The sequence below is a fragment of the Streptomyces sp. NBC_00005 genome, assembly GCF_045160215.1.
Taxonomy (GTDB): Bacteria; Actinomycetota; Actinomycetes; order Streptomycetales; family Streptomycetaceae; genus Streptomyces.
This window is the reverse complement of record NZ_CP108316.1, coordinates 8,806,270-8,827,867: the sequence shown is the minus strand read 5'-3', so window position 1 is coordinate 8,827,867 and position 21,598 is coordinate 8,806,270. Positions and strand designations below refer to the sequence as shown.

The 21,598-nt window shown below is 70.2% G+C and carries 21 protein-coding genes and 7 tRNA genes; 10 read left to right on the top strand and 18 right to left on the bottom strand.

Translation table 11 applies throughout. The features are described 5' to 3' along the window. Nucleotides 1-59 precede the first annotated feature (59 nt). Together OG303_RS40320 and OG303_RS40315 are read right to left on the bottom strand one after the other, a co-directional pair. Nucleotides 60-1,286, bottom strand: coding sequence for a hypothetical protein (locus OG303_RS40320; protein ID WP_405874855.1), 1,227 nt, complete (start codon nucleotides 1,284-1,286; stop codon nucleotides 60-62). Next, a complete protein-coding gene (locus OG303_RS40315) occupies nucleotides 1,283-1,849 on the bottom strand; it encodes a DUF4365 domain-containing protein (RefSeq protein WP_405874854.1) in 567 nt (188 codons plus the stop codon). Before OG303_RS40315 ends, OG303_RS40320 begins: the two co-directional genes overlap by 4 nt. Nucleotides 1,850-2,017: 168 nt before the next feature. Between OG303_RS40315 and OG303_RS40310 the strand changes: the two genes are divergently transcribed. Beyond that, a complete protein-coding gene (locus OG303_RS40310; RefSeq protein ID WP_405874853.1) occupies nucleotides 2,018-2,743 on the top strand; it encodes a 3'-5' exonuclease in 726 nt (241 codons plus the stop codon). Between the two features lie 173 nt (nucleotides 2,744-2,916). On the opposite strand, the gene OG303_RS40305 is transcribed toward OG303_RS40310, so the two are convergent. Both OG303_RS40305 and OG303_RS40300 read right to left on the bottom strand, forming a co-directional pair. Further along, nucleotides 2,917-2,991, bottom strand: a tRNA-Val gene (locus tag OG303_RS40305). Nucleotides 2,992-3,030: 39 nt separating this feature from the next. Continuing rightward, nucleotides 3,031-3,477: an SRPBCC family protein gene (locus OG303_RS40300; protein ID WP_405874852.1), complete on the bottom strand. Its 447-nt coding sequence runs from the start codon at nucleotides 3,475-3,477 to the stop codon at nucleotides 3,031-3,033. Between the two features lie 103 nt (nucleotides 3,478-3,580). On the opposite strand from OG303_RS40300, the gene OG303_RS40295 reads away from it, so the two are divergent. Then, nucleotides 3,581-5,944 carry an SCO7613 C-terminal domain-containing membrane protein gene (locus OG303_RS40295; protein ID WP_405874851.1) on the top strand — a complete coding sequence of 788 codons (2,364 nt, stop codon included), beginning with the start codon at nucleotides 3,581-3,583 and terminating at the stop codon, nucleotides 5,942-5,944. Nucleotides 5,945-6,020: 76 nt separating this feature from the next. Here OG303_RS40295 and OG303_RS40290 read toward each other — a convergent pair whose 3' ends face one another. The 7 genes from OG303_RS40290 to OG303_RS40260 form a co-directional block, all read right to left on the bottom strand. After that, complete coding sequence (locus OG303_RS40290) at nucleotides 6,021-8,756, bottom strand: Tat pathway signal sequence domain protein (protein WP_405874850.1); 2,736 nt, start codon at nucleotides 8,754-8,756, stop codon at nucleotides 6,021-6,023. A gap of 118 nt (nucleotides 8,757-8,874) precedes the next feature. Continuing rightward, nucleotides 8,875-9,465 (bottom strand): hypothetical protein, encoded by a 591-nt coding sequence (locus tag OG303_RS40285; RefSeq protein WP_405874849.1) that lies wholly within the window; start codon nucleotides 9,463-9,465, stop codon nucleotides 8,875-8,877. A 10-nt stretch (nucleotides 9,466-9,475) separates the two neighbouring features. After that, nucleotides 9,476-10,360, bottom strand: coding sequence for a carbohydrate ABC transporter permease (locus OG303_RS40280; RefSeq protein WP_405874848.1), 885 nt, complete (start codon nucleotides 10,358-10,360; stop codon nucleotides 9,476-9,478). Beyond that, nucleotides 10,357-11,313, bottom strand: a complete 957-nt coding sequence (locus tag OG303_RS40275) for a carbohydrate ABC transporter permease (RefSeq protein WP_405874847.1) — start codon at nucleotides 11,311-11,313, stop codon at nucleotides 10,357-10,359. Before OG303_RS40275 ends, OG303_RS40280 begins: the two co-directional genes overlap by 4 nt. Nucleotides 11,314-11,345: 32 nt before the next feature. Further along, nucleotides 11,346-12,635: an ABC transporter substrate-binding protein gene (locus tag OG303_RS40270; protein ID WP_405874846.1), complete on the bottom strand. Its 1,290-nt coding sequence runs from the start codon at nucleotides 12,633-12,635 to the stop codon at nucleotides 11,346-11,348. A gap of 333 nt (nucleotides 12,636-12,968) precedes the next feature. Beyond that, nucleotides 12,969-13,040, bottom strand: a tRNA-Val gene (locus OG303_RS40265). 88 nt (nucleotides 13,041-13,128) lie between these two features. Next, a complete protein-coding gene (locus OG303_RS40260) occupies nucleotides 13,129-13,581 on the bottom strand; it encodes a TIGR02611 family protein (RefSeq protein ID WP_405874845.1) in 453 nt (150 codons plus the stop codon). Nucleotides 13,582-13,772: 191 nt separating this feature from the next. Between OG303_RS40260 and OG303_RS40255 the strand changes: the two genes are divergently transcribed. Then, nucleotides 13,773-14,186 carry an SsgA family sporulation/cell division regulator gene (locus OG303_RS40255; protein ID WP_004002642.1) on the top strand — a complete coding sequence of 138 codons (414 nt, stop codon included), beginning with the start codon at nucleotides 13,773-13,775 and terminating at the stop codon, nucleotides 14,184-14,186. Nucleotides 14,187-14,428: 242 nt separating this feature from the next. Then, nucleotides 14,429-14,989, top strand: coding sequence for a CGNR zinc finger domain-containing protein (locus tag OG303_RS40250; protein WP_405874844.1), 561 nt, complete (start codon nucleotides 14,429-14,431; stop codon nucleotides 14,987-14,989). Between the two features lie 58 nt (nucleotides 14,990-15,047). On the opposite strand, the gene OG303_RS40245 is transcribed toward OG303_RS40250, so the two are convergent. Then, the gene (locus tag OG303_RS40245; RefSeq protein ID WP_405874843.1) at nucleotides 15,048-15,200 is read right to left on the bottom strand and encodes a hypothetical protein; all 153 of its coding nucleotides are present in this window, start codon (nucleotides 15,198-15,200) and stop codon (nucleotides 15,048-15,050) included. Nucleotides 15,201-15,354: 154 nt separating this feature from the next. Then, on the bottom strand, nucleotides 15,355-15,810 hold the full coding sequence (locus OG303_RS40240; protein ID WP_405874842.1) for a hypothetical protein: 456 nt from the start codon (nucleotides 15,808-15,810) through the stop codon (nucleotides 15,355-15,357). Between the two features lie 230 nt (nucleotides 15,811-16,040). Here OG303_RS40240 and OG303_RS40235 point away from each other — a divergent pair, with 230 nt between their 5' ends. After that, nucleotides 16,041-16,562, top strand: coding sequence for a DsbA family protein (locus OG303_RS40235; RefSeq protein ID WP_405874841.1), 522 nt, complete (start codon nucleotides 16,041-16,043; stop codon nucleotides 16,560-16,562). Nucleotides 16,563-16,565: 3 nt separating this feature from the next. Here OG303_RS40235 and OG303_RS40230 read toward each other — a convergent pair whose 3' ends face one another. Genes OG303_RS40230 through OG303_RS40220 form a run of 3 tightly spaced genes read right to left on the bottom strand, consistent with a single transcriptional unit; the run spans nucleotide 16,566 to nucleotide 19,309 of the window. Beyond that, a complete protein-coding gene (locus OG303_RS40230) occupies nucleotides 16,566-17,390 on the bottom strand; it encodes a GNAT family N-acetyltransferase (RefSeq protein ID WP_405874840.1) in 825 nt (274 codons plus the stop codon). Between the two features lie 54 nt (nucleotides 17,391-17,444). Continuing rightward, nucleotides 17,445-18,266, bottom strand: a complete 822-nt coding sequence (locus tag OG303_RS40225) for an aminotransferase class IV (RefSeq protein ID WP_405874839.1) — start codon at nucleotides 18,264-18,266, stop codon at nucleotides 17,445-17,447. Next, entirely contained in the window at nucleotides 18,263-19,309 is a 1,047-nt protein-coding gene (locus OG303_RS40220; RefSeq protein ID WP_405874838.1) for a chorismate-binding protein, read from the bottom strand. Before OG303_RS40220 ends, OG303_RS40225 begins: the two co-directional genes overlap by 4 nt. Nucleotides 19,310-19,487: 178 nt before the next feature. On the opposite strand from OG303_RS40220, the gene OG303_RS40215 reads away from it, so the two are divergent. The 5 genes from OG303_RS40215 (at nucleotide 19,488) to OG303_RS40195 (ending at nucleotide 19,944) form a co-directional block, all read left to right on the top strand. Then, nucleotides 19,488-19,560 (top strand) — tRNA-Gly (locus OG303_RS40215). Between the two features lie 39 nt (nucleotides 19,561-19,599). Next, a tRNA-Cys gene (locus OG303_RS40210) sits at nucleotides 19,600-19,673 on the top strand. Between the two features lies 1 nt (nucleotide 19,674). Then, nucleotides 19,675-19,746 (top strand) — tRNA-Val (locus OG303_RS40205). Nucleotides 19,747-19,766: 20 nt separating this feature from the next. Next, a tRNA-Val gene (locus OG303_RS40200) sits at nucleotides 19,767-19,838 on the top strand. A 34-nt stretch (nucleotides 19,839-19,872) separates the two neighbouring features. Further along, nucleotides 19,873-19,944: transfer RNA gene (locus OG303_RS40195), tRNA-Val, on the top strand. A gap of 62 nt (nucleotides 19,945-20,006) precedes the next feature. Here the strand turns inward: OG303_RS40195 and OG303_RS40190 are convergent. Further along, a complete protein-coding gene (locus OG303_RS40190; RefSeq protein WP_405874837.1) occupies nucleotides 20,007-20,309 on the bottom strand; it encodes a zf-TFIIB domain-containing protein in 303 nt (100 codons plus the stop codon). An 80-nt stretch (nucleotides 20,310-20,389) separates the two neighbouring features. After that, complete coding sequence (locus OG303_RS40185; protein WP_405874836.1) at nucleotides 20,390-21,325, bottom strand: phosphotransferase family protein; 936 nt, start codon at nucleotides 21,323-21,325, stop codon at nucleotides 20,390-20,392. Between the last annotated feature and the right edge of the window lie 273 nt (nucleotides 21,326-21,598).

The following is a 21,598-nucleotide window of genomic DNA, read 5'->3' as shown; positions in this document are numbered from 1 at the left end:
GTACCGACCCCGACCCTCCGACCGCGAAACGGTTGCCTTTGGGAAAGATCAGTCCGGGATCAGCCGCAGTCCTCCCCGCTGCACGCCTCCTCGAAGAAGTCGAGATTCTCCTGCAGCGACTTCATCAACCGGTCCCGCTCCGCTTCCTCCACCTGCACCGGTGCGACCCCGGAGGCCCCCGTCACCCGTCGGAAACCGCCCCGGCTCTCCAGCCGCCCGTGCAGCCGCACCGGCAGTCCTACGAGGTGGGCGTGCCCGGCGATGCGGTAGTCCTCCTCGTCCAGCATGATCCGGACGTGCGGGATCTCGGCCCCCGCGATCACGCGCAGCCGTACGCTGCCCTCGCCGCGCGGCCCCGACCTGTGCATCCGCACCACCGTGCCGGTGATCCGGACGGGCACGGAGGGCTCCTCGCGCAGATAGCGGGCCCCGGCCTCGCGCAGCACGGGCAGGTCGCCCGGTGAGAACCCGACGGGCTCGGCGGTGGCCGCGCAGTCCTCGGGGACCCCGGCCGCCGGGGCCCACTCCACGCCGATCCTGGCTCCCTCGGTGCCGCGCACGAGGGCGATCAGCGCCTCGGTGAGCTCCCGGCTGACGCCCGCTTCGACCGCGCCGTCGAAGGCGTCCATGCCGCCGGTGGCCCGCTGGTAGTCGATGGCCTCGCGGGCGGCGTACAGGGCCTGATGCAGGCGTACGGCGAGCGGCCGCCCCGCACCGACGGGCACGAAGGCGGTCAGCAGGCCTCCGCCGACCGCGGAGCCGACGAGGACGCTCTCCAGGAGTGCGGCGGCGGCGCGACGGTGCCGAGCGCCGTAATAGCCCGCACGCGCGCGTGTGGCGAGTGCTCCGGCGAGGAGCATCTGGCGGGCGGCGGTGCGCAGTTGTTCGTCGACAGTCCAGGGCGCGGAGTCCGCGGGGCCGGTCGGCACGTCCCGCCACCAGCGGATCTCGTCGCTGGGCACGGCGAGACCGACCAGCACCTCGCGCGCGGAGGGCGTGCCGCTGCGAGTCAGTGCGAGGAGCGCCTCGCCGAGCAGGTCGTCGCTGTCGGGGAAGGCGCGGCTCTCCGGCACGAGCAGGCTGGTCCCGCCGCCTCCGGGGCCTGGCGGGGTCCAGCGGCCGTACCGTCCGGCGGCTCCGCCGCGGCGCTGCCAGCCGTGCCGGAGCAGCAGGGCGCTGAGCACGGCGGGGTCGACCTGGTCGGGCTCGGGGGGACGGTGCCAGGCCGCATCCACAGGGTGCGGCCTCACCGGCCGGAGTGGCTCCTCCAGGGGGCGGTGCGTCATGGTCTGCCTCCCGTCCCGACCCGCGTCATGATCTCGCACAGCGCCCGGTCGTCGAAGATGCGTGAGGTCGGTATCCGCACGGTGGTCCGGGTCCGGCCGGTGATCGCGTGCCCGGCGAGGTTGACCCAGTAGCAGCAGTGCCGCAGGTCCAGCCGGTCGTGGCTGGCTCTGAGCCAGTCGTCCTGGGTTCTCGGGACGAGCATCACGACCAGGATCTTGTGCACCGAGACGGGCGTGCGCGCGAGCTTGCGCAGATGGTCGTTGTCGAGCGTGAAGGAGAAGAAGCGCCCCGGTGGGTTCGGCGGGACCTGGTACGTGCACTTCAGCTGCACCTTGATGGTCACCTCGTCGTCGACGGTGTGACCGGGTGAGCCGTGACTGACGTGCCAGTCGATGCCGTTGTCCGGAAAGGGTTGCGACAGCGAGCAGCCGGCCGCCGCGGCGACGGCGTGCAGATAGCCCACCTGCAGTGTCTCCATGCAGGCGGTGGTGGCGAGTGTGCCGCGAAGGGGGCCCGTGCGTTCGGGCAGCAGCCCGCCCCGCTCGGGCTGCGCTATCGCCATGACCAACAGCCTTCCACGCCAAGAGTTTCCCCGCGACGGGCCGCTGAACTGCAAAGACCCGTACTCCTGTTGTGTCCTTCCGGCGTACGGCGCAAACAGCCCGGGTATCACCAAACAGGCAGAAGACGGGACGTCAGCTGCCGTGGGTGAACGAGGAGTTGTGTAGGCATGACGTGCTGGTACGAGGGGCCCCTGGCCGCCTTCGACACGGAGACCACGGGTGTCGACGTCGAGACCGACCGGATCGTGTCGGCCGCCGTCGTCGTCCAGGACGCCCCGGGTGCTCGGCCCCGGGTGTCCCGCTGGCTGGTCAACCCGGGTATGCCGGTGCCGGAGGCGGCGACGGCGGTGCACGGGCTGACGGACGAACACCTGGCGCGCAACGGCCGCTGGCCGGCGCCGGTGATGTACGAGATAGCGGAGGTGCTGGCCGAGCAGGCGGCGATGGGCCGTCCGCTCGTGGTGATGAACGCGCCGTTCGATCTGACGCTCCTGGACCGCGAGTTGCGCCGCCATCGCGCCTCGTCGCTCGACCGTTGGTTCGAGGCGTCGGCGCTGCGCGTGCTCGACCCGCGCGTCCTCGACAAACACCTGGACCGCTACCGCAAGGGCCGCCGCACGCTGACCGACCTGTGCGCGCACTACGGCGTCACGCTGGAGGGTGCGCACGACGCGGGAGCGGACGCACTGGCCGCACTGGACGTCGTACGGGCACTCGGGCGCCGTTTCGCCGCCCGGCTGGAACGCCTCTCCCCCGCCGAACTGCACACCCTGCAGACGACATGGCACGCGGCCCAGGCGCGTGGCCTGCAGGCGTGGTTCACCAAGAGCGGCACGGCGGAGACAGTGAACCCGCACTGGCCGCTACGGCCGGATCTGCCGGCCGCGGCATGACGAAGAACCGTGTATGACAACGGACTCGTGCATGACGAAGGCCGGTCCGCTGCTGCGGACCGGCCTCGCGGGGGTGCGGGTGGCGAAGCCCCCGCCGCGCGCGGCGAAGCCGCGCAGAACACAACGATGGCGACTCGGCCTGCGCTGTTTACAGGCACGAGCCGCCATCGACATGGTGGGCGATACTGGGTTCGAACCAGTGACCTCTTCGGTGTGAACGAAGCGCTCTCCCACTGAGCTAATCGCCCGGGAACGGACTGAACAATACAGGTGCTTGCGGGCTTCCTTCAAACCGCTTCCAGGTAAGCGGTCAGCCCTCGCCGTCCGGCCCGCATCATCAGCCGGTGGTTGGCGCGGAACACGGGCCGCCCCGGTACGGCGAGCTTCCTGAGCAGCGGCTTGTGCACGTCGACGACCTGCTCGTAGCGGGCGAGGGTGCCGGTGCCGGCCGCGGTGATCGTCCAGCGCGCCCAGCCTTCGAGGTCGCCGGACATGTCGATCTCCAGGACCCCGGCGACGGGGTCCCGGCGCGTCTCGCGGGCGGTGAAGCGCAGGTCGTACGGGAGGAGCGCCCGGATCCGGATGACGCCGGTGGTGTCGTCGAGCCGGGTGACCTCCCGTACCTGGGGCCACCACCGGGGGTACTCCTCGGCCTGCGACAGCGCCTCGTACACGGTGGCGGGTGAGGCGGGCAGCGTCCAGAGGGTGCGGAAGTGGTACCGCGTCCAGTCCATGGGGGGAGTGTGCCCGTACGCAGCGCGTTTCCCCGGGATCTGAGTACGTTCTGAGTACCCGCACTCATGCCGTGGCGACGTGACGCGGACCACACTCCGAGGCATGACCCATGTTCCGCCCCCGGCCGAGGAGTTGCGACTCCTCGACGCCGAGCTCTGGCAACTGGACGCCCGCCGGGCCCAGTTGCTGCATCGCCGCGCCTGGCTGGTCACCGCGCTCCAGCAGGTGCGCCCGGTCGACCCGGAGTGGAAGGCACCCGTCGGGCCGCCCCGCCCGGAGGCCACGACGCCCAGCGTGCAGAACGTTCTCCTGCTGCTCGGCGGTGTCCTGCTCACTGTCGCGGCGATGGTGTTCACCCTGGTCAGCTGGGGGCATTTGGGGATCGCGGGGCGGGCACTGGTGCTCGGCGCCGTCACGTTGGCCGCGCTCGGCGCACCGCTGCTCCTGCTGAAGCGGGGGCTGCGTTCGACGGCCGAGTCGGTGGCCGGCCTGGGGCTGGCTCTGACGGTGCTGGACGCGTACGCGGTGCAGCAGGTCGCGTTCACGGGGACGGACGGCGCGGGATACGCGGCGATCGCCTCGGCGCTGCTGGCGGCGCTCTGGTCGGCGTACGGCCTGCTGCCGCGTGCTGCCGAGTTGCGTCTGCCGCTGCCCGCCGCGCTGGCCGCGGCCCAACTCCCGCTGCTCCTCTGGGCGATCGCGGCCGACGCGGGTCCGTACGGGATCACGGCCGCGCTCCTGGTGACGGCCGGGCTCGACACAGGTGTGGCGCTCCGGGTGAGCACCCATGCCGTACGCGTTCTCGCCGCTCTCGGCGCGTACGGCATGGGTGCCTGGGGCGCATTGGCGGCCGGCTGGCTCTCCTGGGGCGCAGCCGGTCCGAGCGCCGCCGCCCGTGCGGCGGCGCTCTTCATCCTCGCGGCGGCGATCGCGCTGGGCGCCGCCTGGCGGCTGCCGAAGCCGGCCATGGCGACGGGCAACGCGGTGGCGGGCTGCCTGTTCCTGGTCGCGGCGGCCGGTGGCGTGCTGCGCGTGACGCTGCCCGAGGGATGGACCGTACCGGCGTATCTGGCGTGCGGCGTCGCGCTGTTGGCGGCGGTGCGGGTACGGCTGCCCGAGCCCGTACGGCGTGGTGTCGTCCAGGCCTCGGGTGCCGTGCAGGCGGCCGCCGTCGCCTGTGCGCTGCCGCTGGTCGCGGTCGCGCTGCTGGGTCCGCTGGGCTGGGCGTCGGGGCCGTGGTCCGGTGTGCCGTCGGACGCGCGTGCCGCGGTGACGGTCCACACGCCGTGGCCGTCCTACCCCGGCCAACTGCTCCTCGGCCCGGTCGTCGTCGCCGCCGTACTGGCCCTCCTGGTGCGCGAACCGGTCTGGCGGCCGCGGGCGCTGATCGGCGCCACGGTGCTCGCCTGGGCCACCGTCATGGCCGTGCCTGCGGTCCTTCAACTCCCCTATGTCACCGCGCTGTTGATCCAGGGCGCGGCCATCGTCACCGCCCTCGCGGCAGCCGCGTTCCGCCCCCTGCCACTGCCCCCGACCGTCCTGGCCCTCGGCGCCTCCGCCTCCCTGGCCTTCCTCTCCCTGGCTTCCCAGACGGCCACCCTCACCGTGCTGGCCGCCCTGACCGCCGTGTTCGCCGCGGCCTCGCTCCGGCCGCACCTCGCGCCCGTCACAGCACCGGCCTCGCTCGTGTACGCCGCCGCGCTGGCCTGCGCCACGGGTGCGGCCGCGGGCTGGCAGGAGCAGCACACGGCGCTGCTGGTGCTGGCGGTCCCGGTGGCCGCGGCCCTGCTCGCCGCACGCCTGGGCGAGAGCCACGCGCGCGTGCCGATCGAAGTGACCGGCGCCGCCGCCGGACTCCTCGCCATCGGCCTCGCCGTCGCCGACCCGCCGATGCTCGCCCTGGTGCTGGCCCTGTGCGCAGTCATCGCGGCCGGCACGGCCGTCCGCCCCGAACGCCGCCGGGTCCAGTACGCGGCCGCCGTCCTGTTCCTGCTGGCCACCTGGGTAAGGCTGGCGGCCTGGGACGTCGGCACCGTCGAGGCGTACACGCTCCCGGTCACCGTCCCGGCCCTGTGCGTCGGCGCCCTGCGCCGGAACCGCGATCCGCTGGCCTCGTCCTGGACGGCGTACGGCCCCGGGCTCGCCGCCACGCTGCTGCCGAGCCTCGCCGCGGCCTGGAACGACCCGCACTTCACCCGCCCGCTGCTGCTCGGCGCGGCGGCCCTGGTGGTCACCCTGCTGGGCGCCCGGCACCGCCTCCAGGCGCCCCTCGTGCTCGGCGGCTCGGTGCTCGTCCTGGACGCGCTGCACGAACTCGCCCCGTACCTGGTCCAGATGACCGGCGCACTCCCCCGCTGGGTACCTCCCGCCCTCGCCGGACTCCTGCTGCTCGCACTCGGTGCGACGTACGAACGACGCATCAGGGATGTCCGTCGGGTACGAGACCTCTTGGGAACGATGCGCTGAGCGCCGCGTAAGGGGCGCGGGGAACTACGCAGCCGACCGCAGACGAGCGCAGTTCCCCGGCCCTCCTGGCGGAGCGTCACGGCATCTTGTCGCCCAACAGCGACAGGTTCTCGATGGCGGCGAGGCCGTACAGCGCGGTGTCGTTCGACGACACCCACGCGGCCTCGCTGCCCGCGACCAGCGTGACCGGGCCGCTCAGCTTCTCCGTTTTCCACGGCGAGGACTCCTTGTAGCCGTCGGAGTCGTAGAACTTCGTCCACGCGCGCTTGGCCAGCGTCGCGTCGCCGGTCTGGACGGCGGCGTACGCGTCGAGACGCGAGTGGCCCTGGAAGAGCAGCAGGGTGCCGAAGTTGGTGCCGTAACGGGCCGCCTGCTCGGCCTTGGTGGCGTTGAAGTAGCGGCAGTAGTCGAAGTACGCCTCGTTGAACTCGGGCATGTCGACCAGGTCGATGAGCTCGGCGCACAGCTCGTTGAGGCCGAAGACGGCCGAGAGGTGGGACACGGACACCACGGGCTTGTCGGCGATCGCGAACTTGCCCGTGTCGAGGTCGTACAACCCGCTGCCCTGCACAAAGCCGTTGGGCTGGGCGGCGATCGTCTCCATCGTCGACAGCACGCGCGCCTTGGCCTTCTCCCACTTGGGGCCCTTGCGCTCCCACTCGGTCAGCCACGCCGAGACCAGTCCGCTCCAGTCGGTGCCGAAGCCGATCGACAGGGCGTGCCGGTCGGGTGTGTACGGCTCGGTGCGGATCTTGCGGATCGGGTCGAGGACGAGGAATGTCTCGTCGGAGTCGACGTTGGCGTGCATGAGGTCGCCGACGCGTTCGTCGGCGGTGAGGAAGTAGTAGTAGCGCCGGTAGGTGGTGTTGGCGATGCGCTGCTGCTTGGCGCTGTCGGCGTAGTGCTGTACGCCGTGCCGGGTGCCGAGGCCGGCCCAGTCGCCCAGGTGGTAGACGTCCACTTCGCCGGTGTGCCGCGTGAGCGACTCGGCGAAGCGGAAGATGTCGGAACGCCCGGAGCGGATGTAGGCGAACCAGAGCCAGAGGTCCGGCGACAGCTCGGAGTTGTCCCAGGCGTACCCGCCGATGTCGTACCGCCACTGGTGACGCACGGTGTCGTACGAGTGCATGAAGTCGCCGTAGTCCCAGAAGCCGTACCAACGGCGTTGCTCCACCTGGTCCTTGTAGTAGGTGAAGAGGAAGTCGAGGTGGTCCTCGATCTTCGCCTTGGCGGCCGTGGAGCGGTCGGGCTCGGAGTACAGGCCCGGGCCGAAGACCTTGGCCTTGATGAGCTGCTTGGGCGGGGCGGCGAGCTGCGGCAACACCCGTACGGCGTCGACCTGTTGAGCCAGGGCATTTGCCGAAGGCGTCGACTCGTTGGCCCAGAAGAGGAGTTCGGAGGTGCGGGCGATGCCGTACGGGGTACCGAACTTGGGCTCGTAGTCCTCGTAGGTGATCTCCAGGCCTTCGAGCTGCTTCGCGTATGTGTCCTGGCCCATGCCGTCGTGGTAGAAGCGCAGGTCCATGGGCTGCGCCTCGGGCGACCAGAGCCAGAGGGTGACCTCGGCCTCGTCGGTCTGGGCGTCGCGGATGTCGAGTTGGGCGGGGTGCTTCTCCCAGAAGTCCCTGAGCCCGAAGGAGAATCCGCCGCTGACGCCACCGACGTAGCCGAAGCCGGAGGCCCGCTTGCCGCCGCCGGCGCCGATCCAGCCATACCCCTTCTTGGTCCGCTTGCGCAGCGTGAAGCCGTCGGCGGAGAGCTGGGAGAGGGTGTAGTCGCCCCACTCGGGGATGTACTGGAGGCGGCTGGTGACCCGCTGATCCCAGGTGGAGGGGTCCGGCAGCTTCTGCCCCGCGTACTGCGCCGCCTGCACGGCCGCCCCCGGGTCACGGCGCAGACCGGTGATCCCCTTCACGGCCTCGCGCAGCAAACCGGTGCCCTCGCCGCCGATCCGGATGTGCCGGTCGTACGACTGGTCCCGCATGGGCACGGTGAAGCGGACCCCGAGCCCGCGGATGAAGTCGCCGCTCGCCTTGCCCGGCTCCTGTGTGCCGTCGTAGGTGATGGTGTGCACCATGCGGAAGGAGTCGGCACCGGCGTAGAAGTACAACCGGATGGAGAACGGCAGCCAACTCCGGCTTCCCTTGCGGTGCTTGCCGTCGATACGGACGACCGCACGGACCGGGCCGTCCTGTTCGACGGTGACCTCGCCGATGGCGCCGTCGAAGCGCTCGGTCCTGACCGCGCCCTGGTCCTCGTCCTCGATCTCGGGCTGGCGGATCAGCACGAGCCGGCCGTTCTTGGCGATCTCCGTCGAACCGCGGGTGACCGACTTGATGAGCGTGGAGCCGTTCTTGCCGATCTTCGCGGTGATGACGCCGGTCGAGACGTCGATGGTGCCGCCGCTCTTGTCGACGGTCACCTTCTTGGCGGGGGCGGCCGCGTCACCGGCGGCGAGGGTGAGCTTGCCGGAGCCCGAACTCACCGCGTGGGCCGACCACTTGAGGGAGCCGTCCGGCCAGTAGGCGATCGGCCAGGACTGCACGGGCACGGCCTTGCCGTCCGCGTCCGTCAGCGCGAACGTCTGGTCGGCCTGGTACGCGCCCTTCGGCCACGGGACGCCGACGGTGGAGCCCGGCGCGGCACCGAGACCGCCGTCCTCCAGCCAGTCCAGGGTCACGGGATCGGCATCGGCCGCCTCGGCTCTGGGCGCGGCCTGCGCGTCCTTGGCTCCTAGCGCCCAGCTGAACTGCGCGGCGGCTCCGGCGACGGCGGCCGCCTTCAGAAGGGACCTGCGCAGGATGGGAGACATGAGAGTTCAGCCTTTCCTTTCCGTGCGGGAAGTTTTCTTTCCGTGCAGCTGGTCAGGGGCATGACAGTGAGAGGAACGGCGCCCGGGGCGCGCCGACCTGGTGCGAGGACACCGCCCGTCAGCGGTGCCGGTACCGCTCCTCCACGGCGACGGCCGCGGCCGCGACGGCACCCAGGACGGGGACCGCCAGCGGCGCGATGAGCAGGGCGGAACAGACGACGAGGACCACTCCGCCGACGAGCAGGAACGATCCAGCGGGGTCGAGGACGGTACGCCGGCCGGCCTCGGCGAGCAGCACCCGCCACCGGTCCCCCGGCGTCCACACCGCCGCCGCCCTCAGCCCGGCCACGGCGACGCCGATCAGCGCGAACAGGCCGACGGCCCCGACGAGCGGCCCCCCGGGCAACCCGGCGCGCACGGCCTGGACGTCGACCCAGGCCAGGCCCGCCGCGCCCCATCCGGCGAGCCCGACGACCCACCCACCCCGCACGGAGGTACGGAAGTCGGCGACGAACTCCCGCCAGCCGCCGCCCTCATGGGCCGTACGGCGGCGCAGATGCCGAGCGCCTGCGGCGAAGGCCGCCGGGTAGGTCACCACGCCGAGCGAGGCCACCGCGATCCACACCCCGGTCAGCAGACACTCGGCGAAGACACCGAACCGCTCCGCGAACACCGACTCCTTGCGCGCCTTCACCCGCACTTCGGCCATGGTGACCGCCTCAGCCCTTCAGTCCGGAGGTCGCCATTCCGTCGATCAGATAGCGCTGGAAGGCGAGGAAGAACAGCAGTACGGGAAGCAGCGCGACCAGCGACATCGCAATGAGGCCGCCGTAGTTGGCGGCGACGCCGTCGGAGTCGCGGAACATCATCATGCCGAGGGAGACGGTGTACTTGCCGGGCTCGTTGAGGTAGATCAGCGGACCCATGAAGTCGTTCCAGGCATTGATGAAGGTGAAGATGGCGCTGGTGATGAGCGCGGGCCGGCACAGCGGCAGCACGATCGACCAGTAGATACGGAAGTGTCCGCAGCCGTCGATGCGCGCCGCCTCGTCCAGCTCCCTCGGCAGGTTCCGCATGAACTGCACCATGAGGAAGACGAAGAACGCCTCCGTGGCCAGGTACTTGCCCAGCAGCAGCGGCACGTACGTATTGATCAGCTCGAGCTTCTGGAACATCACGTACTGCGGGATGAGCAGCACGTGGTACGGCAGCAGCAGCGTGCCGATCATCAGCGAGAACAGCAGGTTGCGGCCCGCGAACCTGATCTTGGCGAAGGCGTACGCCGTCAGCGAGCAGGAGATCAGGATGCCGACGACCGCGCCGCCCGCGTAGAGGAGGGAGTTCTGGAAGAAGGTCCAGATCGAGATGTCGGCAATGCCGTCGGCCAGGCCCTTGAAGTTCTCCAGGATGGGATGGGCCGGGAACAGCTGCAGGTTGTTGATGATGTCCTTGCTCGGCTTGAACGACGCGCCGATCACCCAGACGACGGGATAGAGGACGACCGCGAGGACCAGCAGCGAGCCGATGTGCCAGACGAGCGAGCCGGCGCGCTTACGGCCGAGGCCACTGAGCGGCTTGGGGGTGGCGGGTGTGGTGGCACTCATCGGGCGTCCTCCTCGTAGTGCACCCACTTCTTCTGCGACCAGAACAGGACGGCGGTCACCAGGGCCACGGCGAGCAGCAGCATCCAGGCCATCGCGGAGGCGAAGCCCATCTGGGCGTTCTTGAAGCCCTGTTGGTAGAGGTAGCAGGTGTAGACGAGCGTGGCGTCGGCCGGACCGCAGTACGTGTTGGAGACGACGTACGCGGAGCCGAAGATCTGGAACGAGTGGATGGTCTCCAGCAGCACGTTGAAGAAGAGCACCGGGGAGATCATCGGCAGCGTGATGCTCCAGAAGCGGCGGAACGGTCCGGCTCCGTCCATCTCCGCGGCCTCGTACAACTCCTTCGGCACCTGCTTGAGCCCGGCCAGGAAGATGACCATGGGCGCGCCGAACTGCCAGACGGTGAGCGCGACCAGACAGTAGAGGATCCAGTCGGGGTTACCGACCCAGCCGCCGACATGGAAGCCGAAGACCGACATCGTACGGTCGACGATGGCGTTGTCGGAGAAGAGCGACCGCCAGACGAAGGCGACGGAGACGCTCGCGCCGATGAGCGAGGGGGCGTAGAACGCGGCCCGGTAGAAGGCCTGTCCGCGCCGGCTCTGCGCGAGCAGCAGGGCGACCCCGAGGGCGAGCAGCAGCTTGAGGGGCGTGCCGATGATGACGTACTTCGCCGTCACCTCGACGGACTTCTGCCACCGCGGATCGTCGAACATCTTGGTGAAGTTGTCGAAGCCGATCCACTTCGGGGTGTTGAAGAGGTTGTAGTCGGTGAACGCGAAGTAGAGCGAGGCGACCATGGGACCCGCGGTCAGGAGCAGGAAGCCCGCGATCCACGGGGACATGAAGAGATAACCGGCGAGGTTCTCCCGGCGGCCCCGCCGCTTGACGGCGGCGGGGGCTGCGGAGCGGGCCTTCCGGGTGGCGGGCGGTGAGTCCTTGACGAGCGTCACGGTGCTTCCCCATCGGTTCCGGTCAGGTCCGGTCAGGCCTGGAAGGCGGCCTGCGACTCGTCGAAGAACTGCTTCACCGCGTCGGCGGTCTTGACCTTGCCCAGGCCGAGGTCGCCGCCGATGCGCAGGAACGCGGCCTCGATGGTGTCGGCTCCGGACGGGTGCGGGGTGATCGTGCCGAGGACACCGGCCTTGGCCGTGTCGGTCTCGTACTGCGCGATCTCCTTGCTGACCGTGTCGGTCGGCTTGAAGGCGTCGTACTGCTCGGTGCTCGCGAGGATGCCGCGGTCGTACCCCATGATCTTGCCGACCTCGGGGTCGTGGACCATGAAGTCGATGAACTGGGCGACTTCCTTGGGGTGCTGGGTGCGCGCGGAGCCGCTCAGCATCAGGGAGGCCAGGTACTGGCCGGTGTCCTTGCCGTCCATGGTGGGGATCGGGGCGAGGCCGTACTCGCTGTCGCCCTCCGCCGAGTAGCGGACGGTGAAGTTGTCCCAGGTGAATTCCGATGCCCCGTGCGCGGCGGACAGCGAGGACTTGGGGCGGTCCTGCGCGACCGTCTTGGGGTCGGTGATGATGCCGGCCTTCACCCGGTTGTAGCCGTCCTGCCACCACTCCGTCAGATCGGCCTTGTCGAAACCGAGTCCGTCCTTGGTGTAGAAGGCCTTTCCGTTCTGCCGGAGGTAGAGGTCGTACAGATACATGATGCTGAAGTAGCCCGTGTCCCCGGGGACCTTGGTCTTGTCGTAGATGGTCTTGAGGGCCTTGAAGTAGTCGTCCCAGGTCCAGCCCGTCTCCGGCTCGACGCCCGCCTTCTGGAAGACCTTCTTGTCGATGACCAGCGCCATGGTGTTGGAGCCGACGGGGATGCCGAGCTGCTTGCCGTCGACCTCACCGACCTTCGTGACACCCGCCCGGAAGTTGTCCAGGCTCAGATTTCCCGCGTCGATCTGGGACTTGAGGTCGAGCAGAACGCTTCTCTTGTCGTACTTCCGAAGGAAAGTGACGGCGTTTTGGAAAACATCCGGAGGATTTCCACCGGCCGCCTGCGTCTGGAACTTCTCCCAGAAAGACACATAGTCCTGGAAGTCCGTCTTCACCTTGATCTTCGGATACTTCTTCTCGAAGAGCTTGATGGTCTGGTTGATCTTCTTGGCCCGTTCGTCGGCTCCCCACCACGAGTAACGGATCGTCACCGTCCCGTCGGCCGACGTGCCGCTGTCGCCACCACAGCCCGTCGTCGCGGCCAGCCCCAGCGTGGCCGCCGATGCCCCCGCGACCTTCAGGATCGTACGCCTCTCAACATTCCTGCTGGTTCCCACAGTCGGGCCCTCCCCGGCGTCGTTGCCGCCTGCATGAATCGTTTCAAGTAAGCGCTTGCTGGCACAAGTTACGGAGGGCCTCGGGGTGCGTCAATGATTCGGACAGGAATTTCTTGGGAGGCGCCTGTGCGAGTTGACGGCGCCTCAGCGTCGGGGCCGACCGCAAGAGGGGCGTTACCGCAGGTGAGACACGCGCGATCGACCGACCGAACATCAACTGGCCGTCCGCACACGGAAGTTGCCCGGCCGAAACTCATCGGAGCGGGGGCGTTCACCACCAGGGGCACATACGACGGCGGCCCGTCTGCTCTCGCAGACGGGCCGCCGATCCGGTGGGCGATACTGGGTTCGAACCAGTGACCTCTTCGGTGTGAACGAAGCGCTCTCCCACTGAGCTAATCGCCCGGACGCAGGGAGAACATTACCCCATGTCAGAGGGTGCCTGTGACCAGCGCGAACCCGCACCGACCGGTACCCGCGCCGCTCGCGCGGGTCACTGGTCCTTGATCTTCCAGGGCATCACGACGCCGAACTTCCAGAGGTAGATGCCGACCAGGACACCCACGATCACGAGACCGATCACCGTGAGCGTGATGTTGCGGCGTCGCACTCTGGGATCGAGGGCCTTCTGGGCAGCCTCGGTGACCTTGCGCTTCGTCCAGCGGAGCACCAGCTGGGCCCACACGAACTCGGTTGCCCAGATCGCTATGCCGCCGAAGATCACGACCCAGCCCGGGCCGGGCAGCGGCAGCATGACGATGCCGGCGGCCACGACCGCGAGCCCGACCACGAAGACGCCGACCTGCCAGCTCAGATGCAGCGCACGTCGCGCCTTGATGAACGCCGGCGCCTTGGAACCGAGCCCCTGCTCGTCCTTCGCCCCGTCCGACCCTGCCTCGTCCGATGCCACGGCAACCTCGCCCGGCTCGTCACTCCCCGTATTCATGCAGCCAAACTTTACCCGAGGGAAACCAGTCACCGGAATGGCCGTACCGCGCGAACGGGGTGTCGGCCGGAAGAGTTACGTAAAGGCACGCAAAACACTCAGAGGGGTTTACAACGGCACCGTAGGTGGCATGTCGATTTCGCCGACGTGCGAATCCCCGAGCGCACACTGAGCGAAAGGCCCTGGCGCTTATGAACACCACGGTCAGCTGCGAGCTGCACCTGCGCCTCGTTGTGTCGAGCGAGTCCTCCCTGCCTGTCCCCGCAGGCCTGCGGTACGACACGGCCGACCCCTACGCCGTGCACGCCACCTTCCACACCGGAGCCGAGGAGACCGTCGAGTGGGTGTTCGCCCGCGACCTCCTCGCGGAAGGCCTCCACCGGCCCACTGGCACCGGCGACGTCCGCGTCTGGCCGTCGCGCAGTCACGGTCAGGGCGTCGTGTGCATCGCCCTGAGCTCTCCGGAGGGCGAGGCCCTCCTGGAGGCCCCGGCGCGGGCGCTGGAGTCCTTCCTGAAGCGAACCGACGCCGCCGTGCCTCCCGGCACGGAACACCGGCATTTCGACCTCGATCAGGAGCTCTCGCACATCCTGGCGGAGAGCTAGGGCGAGGCCCCACGAAGCCGCCCGGCGCCGTCGACTCGGGGTGACGGCTCGGGCCAGAACAACTGCATACGGTACGCACCGGCGCCGTCACCGCGATTCGTCGCGGGGGCGGCGCCGGTGTGCGTGCCCGAGGTCCTGGGAAGCCGTCCTGGCGGCACGACCGCCCGCAGCCGGGCGGCAGCCACTAACATCGGCCAGCATGAGGCGGGCGTCCGCCCGACCCCCAGGCCAGGGAGCGAAACGTGCTGATCACCCACGACACGGGGTGCGCGCTCGACACCGTGGTGGATCTGGTGAACACCGCGCCGGAGGACGACGCGACGCCGGACGGACTGCCGGATGTCGCCGCTCTCGAGGTTTTCGTAGAAAAGCACGAAATCAGCGAGGTCGGGACGCTCTCGGAGCTCGACCTCTCTGCCGTGCGGAAGATCCGCGGGCGGTTCGCCTCGGTCTTCGCGGCGCCGGACGCCCGGACCGCAGCCGCGGTGATCAACGAACTGGTCGCCGCCGCGGGCACCACCCCCCGCCTCACGGACCACGACGGCTACAACTGGCATGTGCACTACTTCGCACCCGGTGCCTCCGTCGCCGATCACCTGGCGGCCGACTGCGGGATGGCGCTGGCGTTCTTCGTGGTGGCGGGTGAGCAGGAGCGGCTGCGCCGCTGCGAGGCCCCCGACTGTCGGCGCGCCTTCGTGGATCTCTCCCGCAACCGCTCGCGGCGGTACTGCGACAGCCGTACCTGCGGAAACCGTCTGCACGTGGCCGCGTACCGGGCACGGCGCAAGGAAGCGGCGGGCTAACCGGACAGTGGTGTCGACGCGGTCCCCGGCGGGTGACGCCGGGGACCACGCGTACGGCTCACAGCATCAGCAGGTCGTGCAACGAGGCCATGAGCAGCAGACACCCGATCACCGCAAGAAAGATCATCAGCGGTGGCTGGGAAAGGGCGAAGAGGCATCCGCGCGGCTCTTCCTTCGGCGGCGCGGTATCGCTCTGTGTCGTGTCCAGCATCTCGCCGCGATGATGACGCAGACTGCGCCTCCGGCGCGATCAACACGCACGGATTGAGCGGCAGTTCGCCGGATTACGTGAAGTACGGTCCCGGTCGTGATCGCTTCGCGGCACAGCCTTGATCCACTGTGTCGTTTCAGCCGTCATGCACCGGTCATATGCCGTGCTTCTTCAGAATGGCCTCGATGTCGCTGAAGTCCTCCGCCGACTCGGTGCGGGGCGCACTCGCGGGCCGGGTCGCCGCACGGGTCCCCGGACCGAGGGAGGGCGCCGAAGCCTGCGGCGCGACCGCCTCCTGCTGCCCGGCGGCCCTGGCCTCCTTACGGGCCTCCTTGCGCTCCTTGCGGGTGCCACCCCGTCGGCGCTCCACCGCGCGTGTGGTGGAGAACAGCAGCCAGGCGGCGCCGAGCACACCGAACCCCGCCCAGGCCGTCGGGCTGAAGGCGGTGTCCGCGAGCCACTGCACGATGCCGGTCATCGCCAGGCCGATGGGCACGAGCGAGTAGGCGGCGATGCGGGCGGCCGCGAGGAAGCGCTTGCGGTACGCCGTGACCACCGCGATGCCCAGGCCGGCCGCGGACACGGCGGAACAGACGGTCTCGGCAATCATCCGGTCCTCCAGGGCAGGGTCGATCGGGCAGGGGCACTTCGTCCCTTCCATCCTGCACCGCCCGGCCCCCGCGAGGCCATGGTCCGGGCGGACATCAGGGACATCTCCGGGTCGGCTCCTCCGCAGGTGCCGGTCGCAGGCGCACCCCCGGGTGCGGATCGGGGTCGGACGAGCCGGTGCCCGCCCGGGTCCGATTGGGTCGGCCGGGCACGGACTGGGAGACTGTGCGCATGAGCGACTCCTCCCCCGTGCCTCCCGCCGTGCCCGTTCTCGACGTCTGGTGCGAACTCCAGTGCTCCGACTGCCGGAGCGCCCTGGAGGACCTGCGCGCCCTACGGGCCCGCTACGGCGACCGGCTGGAGCTGCGGCTGCGGCACTTCCCGCTGGAGAAGCACAAGCACGCCTTCGCCGGAGCGCAGGCCGCCGAGGAGGCCCTCGAGCAGGGCAAGGGCTGGGCCTACGTCGAGGCCGTGCTGGCCCGGGTCGAGGAGCTGGACCGTAAGGGCGAACCCTTCCTGGTCGAGGTGGCCGGTGAACTCGGCCTGGACGCCGAGGAGTTCGACACCGCGCTGATCGACGGCCGGCACATCCTGATCGTCGACGCCGACCAGGCCGAGGGCAAGGCGATCGGCGTGACCGGCACCCCGACGTACGTCATCGGCGGTGAGCGCCTGGACGGCGGCAAGAGCCAGGAGGGGCTGCGGGAGCGGATCGAGGAGATCGTGGACGGGCTGCTGGCCGCGGGTGCGTGAGCCTCAGAGCAGGTCCTTGAACATGTTGTGGTCGGTCGTCTCGTAACCCAGCGACTCGTAGAGCCGTTCGGCCGGGGCGTTGTCAGCGAAGACGTGCAGGGCGATGCGGTCCTTTCCGCCCCCGGCCCCCTGCGCCTCGGCCAGGAGCATCAGCGTGCGACCGTGACCGTGGCCCCGCTGGTCCGCATGGACCTCGACATTGAGCACGTACGCGGTTTCGGGCCACAGCCCCAGCCACAGGATGCCGGCCGGGATGCCTCCCTGCTCCAGGACGCTGATCAGGGTGTTCTCGGTCGCCAGGCCGTCCGGCAGAAACCGGGCGTGCCCCTGGTCCGCCTTCACATAGGCCTCTGCCCTGGGCACGCCCCGCTCGATCAGGCTCTGCGCGAAGCGGTCCCGCTCCTCAGCCAGCCAGGGGCCGAACTCGGTCTCGGTCATGGGCCGGGCGACACTGCCGGCGGGCAGCCCGGGCGGAGGCCCGTCCAGCCGCTTGGCCATGTTGCGGCTGCGCAGGACGTAGCCGAGCGCCGTGGTGAGCCGGAGGGCGGCCTCGGCGTCACCGGGCACGGACACCTCGATGCGCTTGCATCCCCAGCCCCGTACGACTTCCTCGGCGGCGAGGGCGGCCACCGTGCCGCGGCCCCGTCCACGGTCGGGCTCCTCGATGTGCAACTCCGTGAGGCGGGCCACGGTGGGGCCGTAGTCGGGGTGCGTGGCGAGGCGTATCCCGCCCACGGAGCGGCTGTTCACGCACACCTGGTAGTGGCGTGAGCGCGTCCCGTCGGCATGGTGCTGGAGCGGCTCGGTCGGCCGCAGGGTCGTGGTCATCAGGGGTGTTCTACCCGCCGTACCGACCCATGTCAGCTCGTTTTTTCCGGGTACTTACGGATCTTGGTCGTGCCCGGACCGCTCGTCGAAGATCCGCATGGCCTTGGCGGTCACCGGGCCCGGTGCGCCGGACAGTTCGCGGTCGTCGACGCGGTGCACGGCCTGGACGTCCCGCAGGGTGGAGGTGAGGAAGACCTCGTCCGCGCGCTCCAGGACATCGAGCGGCAGGTCGGTCTCCTTGGCGCCGGTCCACTCGACGGCCAACGCGCGCGTGATGCCCGCGAGGCAGCCGGAGGCGACCGGCGGGGTGTGGATCTCGCCGTCAAGCACGACGAAGACGTTCGAGCCGGTGCCCTCGCAGAGCCGACCGACCGTGTTGGCGAACAGCGCCTCGGAGGCGCCCTGTTGGCGGGCACGCGCGAGGGCGACGACGTTCTCGGCGTACGAGGTGGTCTTCAGGCCGGTGAGCGCGCCGCGTTCGTTACGGGTCCACGGGACCGTGATCACGGCCGTGGTGTCGGGGCGGCGGGTGGACTCGCCCAGGGCGACCACGAGGGTCGGGCCGTGCTCGCCGCGGTCGGAGCCGAGGGGGCCGTGGCCGCCGGTGTAGGTGATGCGCAGCCGGCCGAGGGGCATCGGGTTGGCCTCGAGGACGGCGGCGCAGGCGCGGCGGACCTCGTCGTGGTCGGGGTCGGGCAGGCCGAGGCCGCGCGCGGAGCGGGTCAGCCGGTCGAGGTGTCGGGTGAGCGCGAACAGCTTCCCGTCGACCGCCTTCACCGTCTCGAAGATGCCGTCGCCCACGGTCAGCCCGTGGTCGAAGACGGAGACGCGGGCGGACTCGGTGTCCTGCAGCCCGCCGTCGAGCCAGATCTTCACGTCTGCTGTCCCTCTCCACTCGCCGCGTACGTCCCCGACGCTACCGCGAGCAGCCGGGCCGCCTTCAGCTCGGTCTCCCGCCACTCCGCCTCGGGGTCGGAACCCCAGGTGATACCGGCGCCCGTGCCGAAGCGCAGGACACCTTCCGCGCGGTCGATCCAGAAGGTGCGGATGCCGACGGCCAGCTCGGCGGTTCCCCGGTCCGCGTCGACCCAGCCGATGCCACCGCAGTACGGGCCGCGGGGTGCCGTCTCCAGGGCGTCGATGATCCGCAGGGCACTGGACTTGGGCGCGCCGGTGACCGAACCGGGCGGGAAGGACGCGTCGAGCAGCTCGGGCCAGCCGGCGTCCGCGCGCAGCTCGCCGCGGACCGTCGACACGAGATGGACCAGCCCCGGATGCTTCTCGACGGCGCACAGATCGGGGACGCTCACACTGCCGGTGGCGCAGACACGCCCGATGTCGTTGCGGACCAGGTCCACGATCATCACGTTCTCGGCGTAGTCCTTGTCCAGAAGGTCCGCCTCGGTGCGCCCGGTCCCCTTGATCGGCCCGGACTCGACGACACGGCCGTCGCGCCGGAGGAAGAGCTCGGGCGAGGCGGTGGCTGTCTCGACCCCGTGCCCGGGCAGCCGGATCGTTCCTGCATACGGCGCCGGATTGCCGCGGGCCAACAGAGCGGTCAGGGCGTCCACGTCGGCGTCGGGTGCGACGGGCGCCGAGAGCACGCGGCACAGGTTCGCCTGGTAGACCTCACCGGCGGCGATGTGCTCGCGGATCCGGCGCACACCCGCCGTGTACGCGCCGCGATCGAGCGAGGACGTCCAGTCACAGGTCGCCGGCCCCCGCCACTGCCCCGGCACCGGCGCGGGCACCGGCTCTTCTCGTACGTCCCTGAAGCGGGCGCAGGTCAGCCGGCCCTCGAAGTCCGCCACGACGGCCCAGAAGCCGGTGGAGTCGAGAGCCGCGGGATCGCTGGTGACGTCGAGGAGTCCGGTGGCGACGCGGTCACCGAAGCGGGCGAGAGGAGGGAGGTCGAGCACGCAGTCGAGTCTAGGGCGGGTGTCAGGAAGGTGGCCCTGCCACGTCTCTTCGGGGGCCCCGACCACGTACGCGAGCAAGTGCAGCGCAGCACGCTGCGCAAACGCGTTTTTGTGCTGGCCCCGGAATCCGCTAGAGTTCAACTCGTCGCCGGGACGCGAGAGCGGACCGAAACGACAGGCGGACGTAGCTCAGTTGGTAGAGCGCAACCTTGCCAAGGTTGAGGTCGCGAGTTCGAACCTCGTCGTCCGCTCGATGGAAACAGGGGATCTTCCCGAACCCCTGCACTCCTGGTGGAGTGGCCGAGAGGCGAGGCAACGGCCTGCAAAGCCGTCTACACGGGTTCAAATCCCGTCTCCACCTCCAAGGACGATTAGCTCAGCGGGAGAGCGCTTCCCTGACACGGAAGAGGTCACTGGTTCAATCCCAGTATCGTCCACTGGATCTTCGGATCCCCCCGCGCGATTAGCTCAGCGGGAGAGCGCTTCCCTGACACGGAAGAGGTCACTGGTTCAATCCCAGTATCGCGCACGCAGTGCCCGCGACCTGCGGGTTGTGATCCCGAGGACGATTAGCTCAGCGGGAGAGCGCTTCCCTGACACGGAAGAGGTCACTGGTTCAATCCCAGTATCGTCCACACACCGAAGCCCCCGGCCCTGCGGCCGGGGGCTTCTTCGTCTGCCGGTCGGCTGTCGGCCGTCAGCTGGAGAACAGCATGTGGCCGAAGCTCTTCTGGCGGTGGTGACCGCCGTGATGGCCGCCGTAGTGGCCACCTCCGTGACCGCCGTGCTGGGCGCCCCAGGCGGGCGCGGGCGGGGCCGGGTAGGCCTGCGGGGCGCCCGGGGGCGGCGGGGCGGGCTGCTGCCACTGGGACTCCAGGCGGGTCAGCGACTCCAGCTCGCCGTAGTCGAGAAATATCCCGCGGCAGCCGCTGCACTGCTCGATCTGGACACCGTTGCGGTTGTACGTGTGCATCGGCGCATGGCACTTCGGACACTGCATGGTCGGCTCAACTCCTCGCCGGTCGGTCCTGCTTCGCGTTTCGCCAGGACAGACTCTGTCAGGCTGCGGTCGGTTGCACCTTACTTCGCACTTCCCGCGCTCAACTCCTGCGGGAGGGAAGCCATTCGGGCACATGCGTCGATCACGGACACTTCGACCTCGTCCAGGGGGCGGTCCTCCGTCACCGCCTTGGCGATCGCTCGGGCGGCCGTCTGCACCGTCAGGGCGCGGGCCGGGACGTCCAGGGCGGGCCAGGGGTCGCCGTCGGCGGGGACGGCCGGGCCGCCGGCCGCGCGGTAGGCGGTCAGGAAGCGGGTCCACTCGTCGGGCGGGAGGAGGCCGCAGGCGTACCAGGCCGCCGGGCGGGCCAGGTCCCAGGCCGGGACGCCGGTGCCGAGGTCGTCGACGTCGATGAGCAGCCAGGGGCCGTCGGGAGCGGGGTGGCGGACGAGCTGGCCGAGGTGGAGGTCGCCGTGGCACAGGGTGGTGGTGTCGGGCATGGGGGTCTCGGCGCGGGCCCAGGCGGGCAGGGTGGCCCAGGCCTCCAGGACGGGTGCTGCGGCGGGGTGGGCGGGGGCTGCCGTCCTGAGTCGGGCGATGGCTCGGGCGGCCTTGGCGGGGCCGCGCATGGGGGGCAGGGGTGTTGGGGCGGGGGTGCGGTGGAGGCGGGCGAGGAGTGTGGCCGCGGGCTCCCAGGGGGCGGCGTCGGGGGTGTCCGGGTCGACGGGGGTGCCGTAGGGCCAGAACGTGACGAGGCGGCCGTGCAGGTCGACGGGCGTCGGGCTGAGTGGGGGGAGGAGGAGGGCGGGCAGGTGGGTGGCGGTGGTGAGGCGGGGGGTGAGGTCGGTGGGGATTGTGTCCGGGGCGTGGGCCTTGGCGACCGTGTCTGCGTGGCGGACGACGGTGGCGTCGGGGCGGTCGGCGAGGGTGGTCGCCCCGCAGGGGCACGCTTGTGTGCGGGAGTGGGCCTTGGCCTTGGCTCGGGCGGTCAGGGCGGAGAGCAAAGGGGTGGTCACGGGGCTCCCTGGGGGCGGGGCGGGTCTGGTGGTGAGGGTACGGCGGGGGGTGAGGTGGGGGTGCGGCGGTCCCGGCGTTGGTGCGGGCTATGGGGAGTTTCGCCCCCGCCGCCCTTACCCGTCCCGTCCCCAGGGGCGCTGCCCCTTCGACCCCGCCAGGGGCTCCGCCCCTGCACCCCCGCGGGGACTGCGTCTCCTGCACCCCTCCCGGGGCTCCGCCCCGGAGCGCGATCGGCCTGAACGGTCTCGTCCTCAAACGCCGGACGGGCTGAG

What these genes read in the sequence shown, in the direction of transcription:
- OG303_RS40235 (WP_405874841.1), top strand. Translation starts at nt 16,041, where the DNA reads ATGAGCGACTCCTCCCCCGTGCCTCCCGCCGTGCCCGTTCTCGACGTC.
- OG303_RS40255 (WP_004002642.1), top strand. Translation starts at nt 13,773, where the DNA reads ATGAACACCACGGTCAGCTGCGAGCTGCACCTGCGCCTCGTTGTGTCG.
- OG303_RS40245 (WP_405874843.1), bottom strand. Translation starts at nt 15,200, where the DNA reads ATGCTGGACACGACACAGAGCGATACCGCGCCGCCGAAGGAAGAGCCG.
- OG303_RS40190 (WP_405874837.1), bottom strand. Translation starts at nt 20,309, where the DNA reads ATGCAGTGTCCGAAGTGCCATGCGCCGATGCACACGTACAACCGCAAC.
- OG303_RS40310 (WP_405874853.1), top strand. Translation starts at nt 2,018, where the DNA reads ATGACGTGCTGGTACGAGGGGCCCCTGGCCGCCTTCGACACGGAGACC.
- OG303_RS40280 (WP_405874848.1), bottom strand. Translation starts at nt 10,360, where the DNA reads ATGAGTGCCACCACACCCGCCACCCCCAAGCCGCTCAGTGGCCTCGGC.
- OG303_RS40295 (WP_405874851.1), top strand. Translation starts at nt 3,581, where the DNA reads ATGACCCATGTTCCGCCCCCGGCCGAGGAGTTGCGACTCCTCGACGCC.
- OG303_RS40240 (WP_405874842.1), bottom strand. Translation starts at nt 15,810, where the DNA reads ATGATTGCCGAGACCGTCTGTTCCGCCGTGTCCGCGGCCGGCCTGGGC.
- OG303_RS40320 (WP_405874855.1), bottom strand. Translation starts at nt 1,286, where the DNA reads ATGACGCACCGCCCCCTGGAGGAGCCACTCCGGCCGGTGAGGCCGCAC.
- OG303_RS40300 (WP_405874852.1), bottom strand. Translation starts at nt 3,477, where the DNA reads ATGGACTGGACGCGGTACCACTTCCGCACCCTCTGGACGCTGCCCGCC.
- OG303_RS40290 (WP_405874850.1), bottom strand. Translation starts at nt 8,756, where the DNA reads ATGTCTCCCATCCTGCGCAGGTCCCTTCTGAAGGCGGCCGCCGTCGCC.
- OG303_RS40315 (WP_405874854.1), bottom strand. Translation starts at nt 1,849, where the DNA reads ATGGCGATAGCGCAGCCCGAGCGGGGCGGGCTGCTGCCCGAACGCACG.
- OG303_RS40260 (WP_405874845.1), bottom strand. Translation starts at nt 13,581, where the DNA reads ATGAATACGGGGAGTGACGAGCCGGGCGAGGTTGCCGTGGCATCGGAC.
- OG303_RS40285 (WP_405874849.1), bottom strand. Translation starts at nt 9,465, where the DNA reads ATGGCCGAAGTGCGGGTGAAGGCGCGCAAGGAGTCGGTGTTCGCGGAG.
- OG303_RS40230 (WP_405874840.1), bottom strand. Translation starts at nt 17,390, where the DNA reads ATGACCACGACCCTGCGGCCGACCGAGCCGCTCCAGCACCATGCCGAC.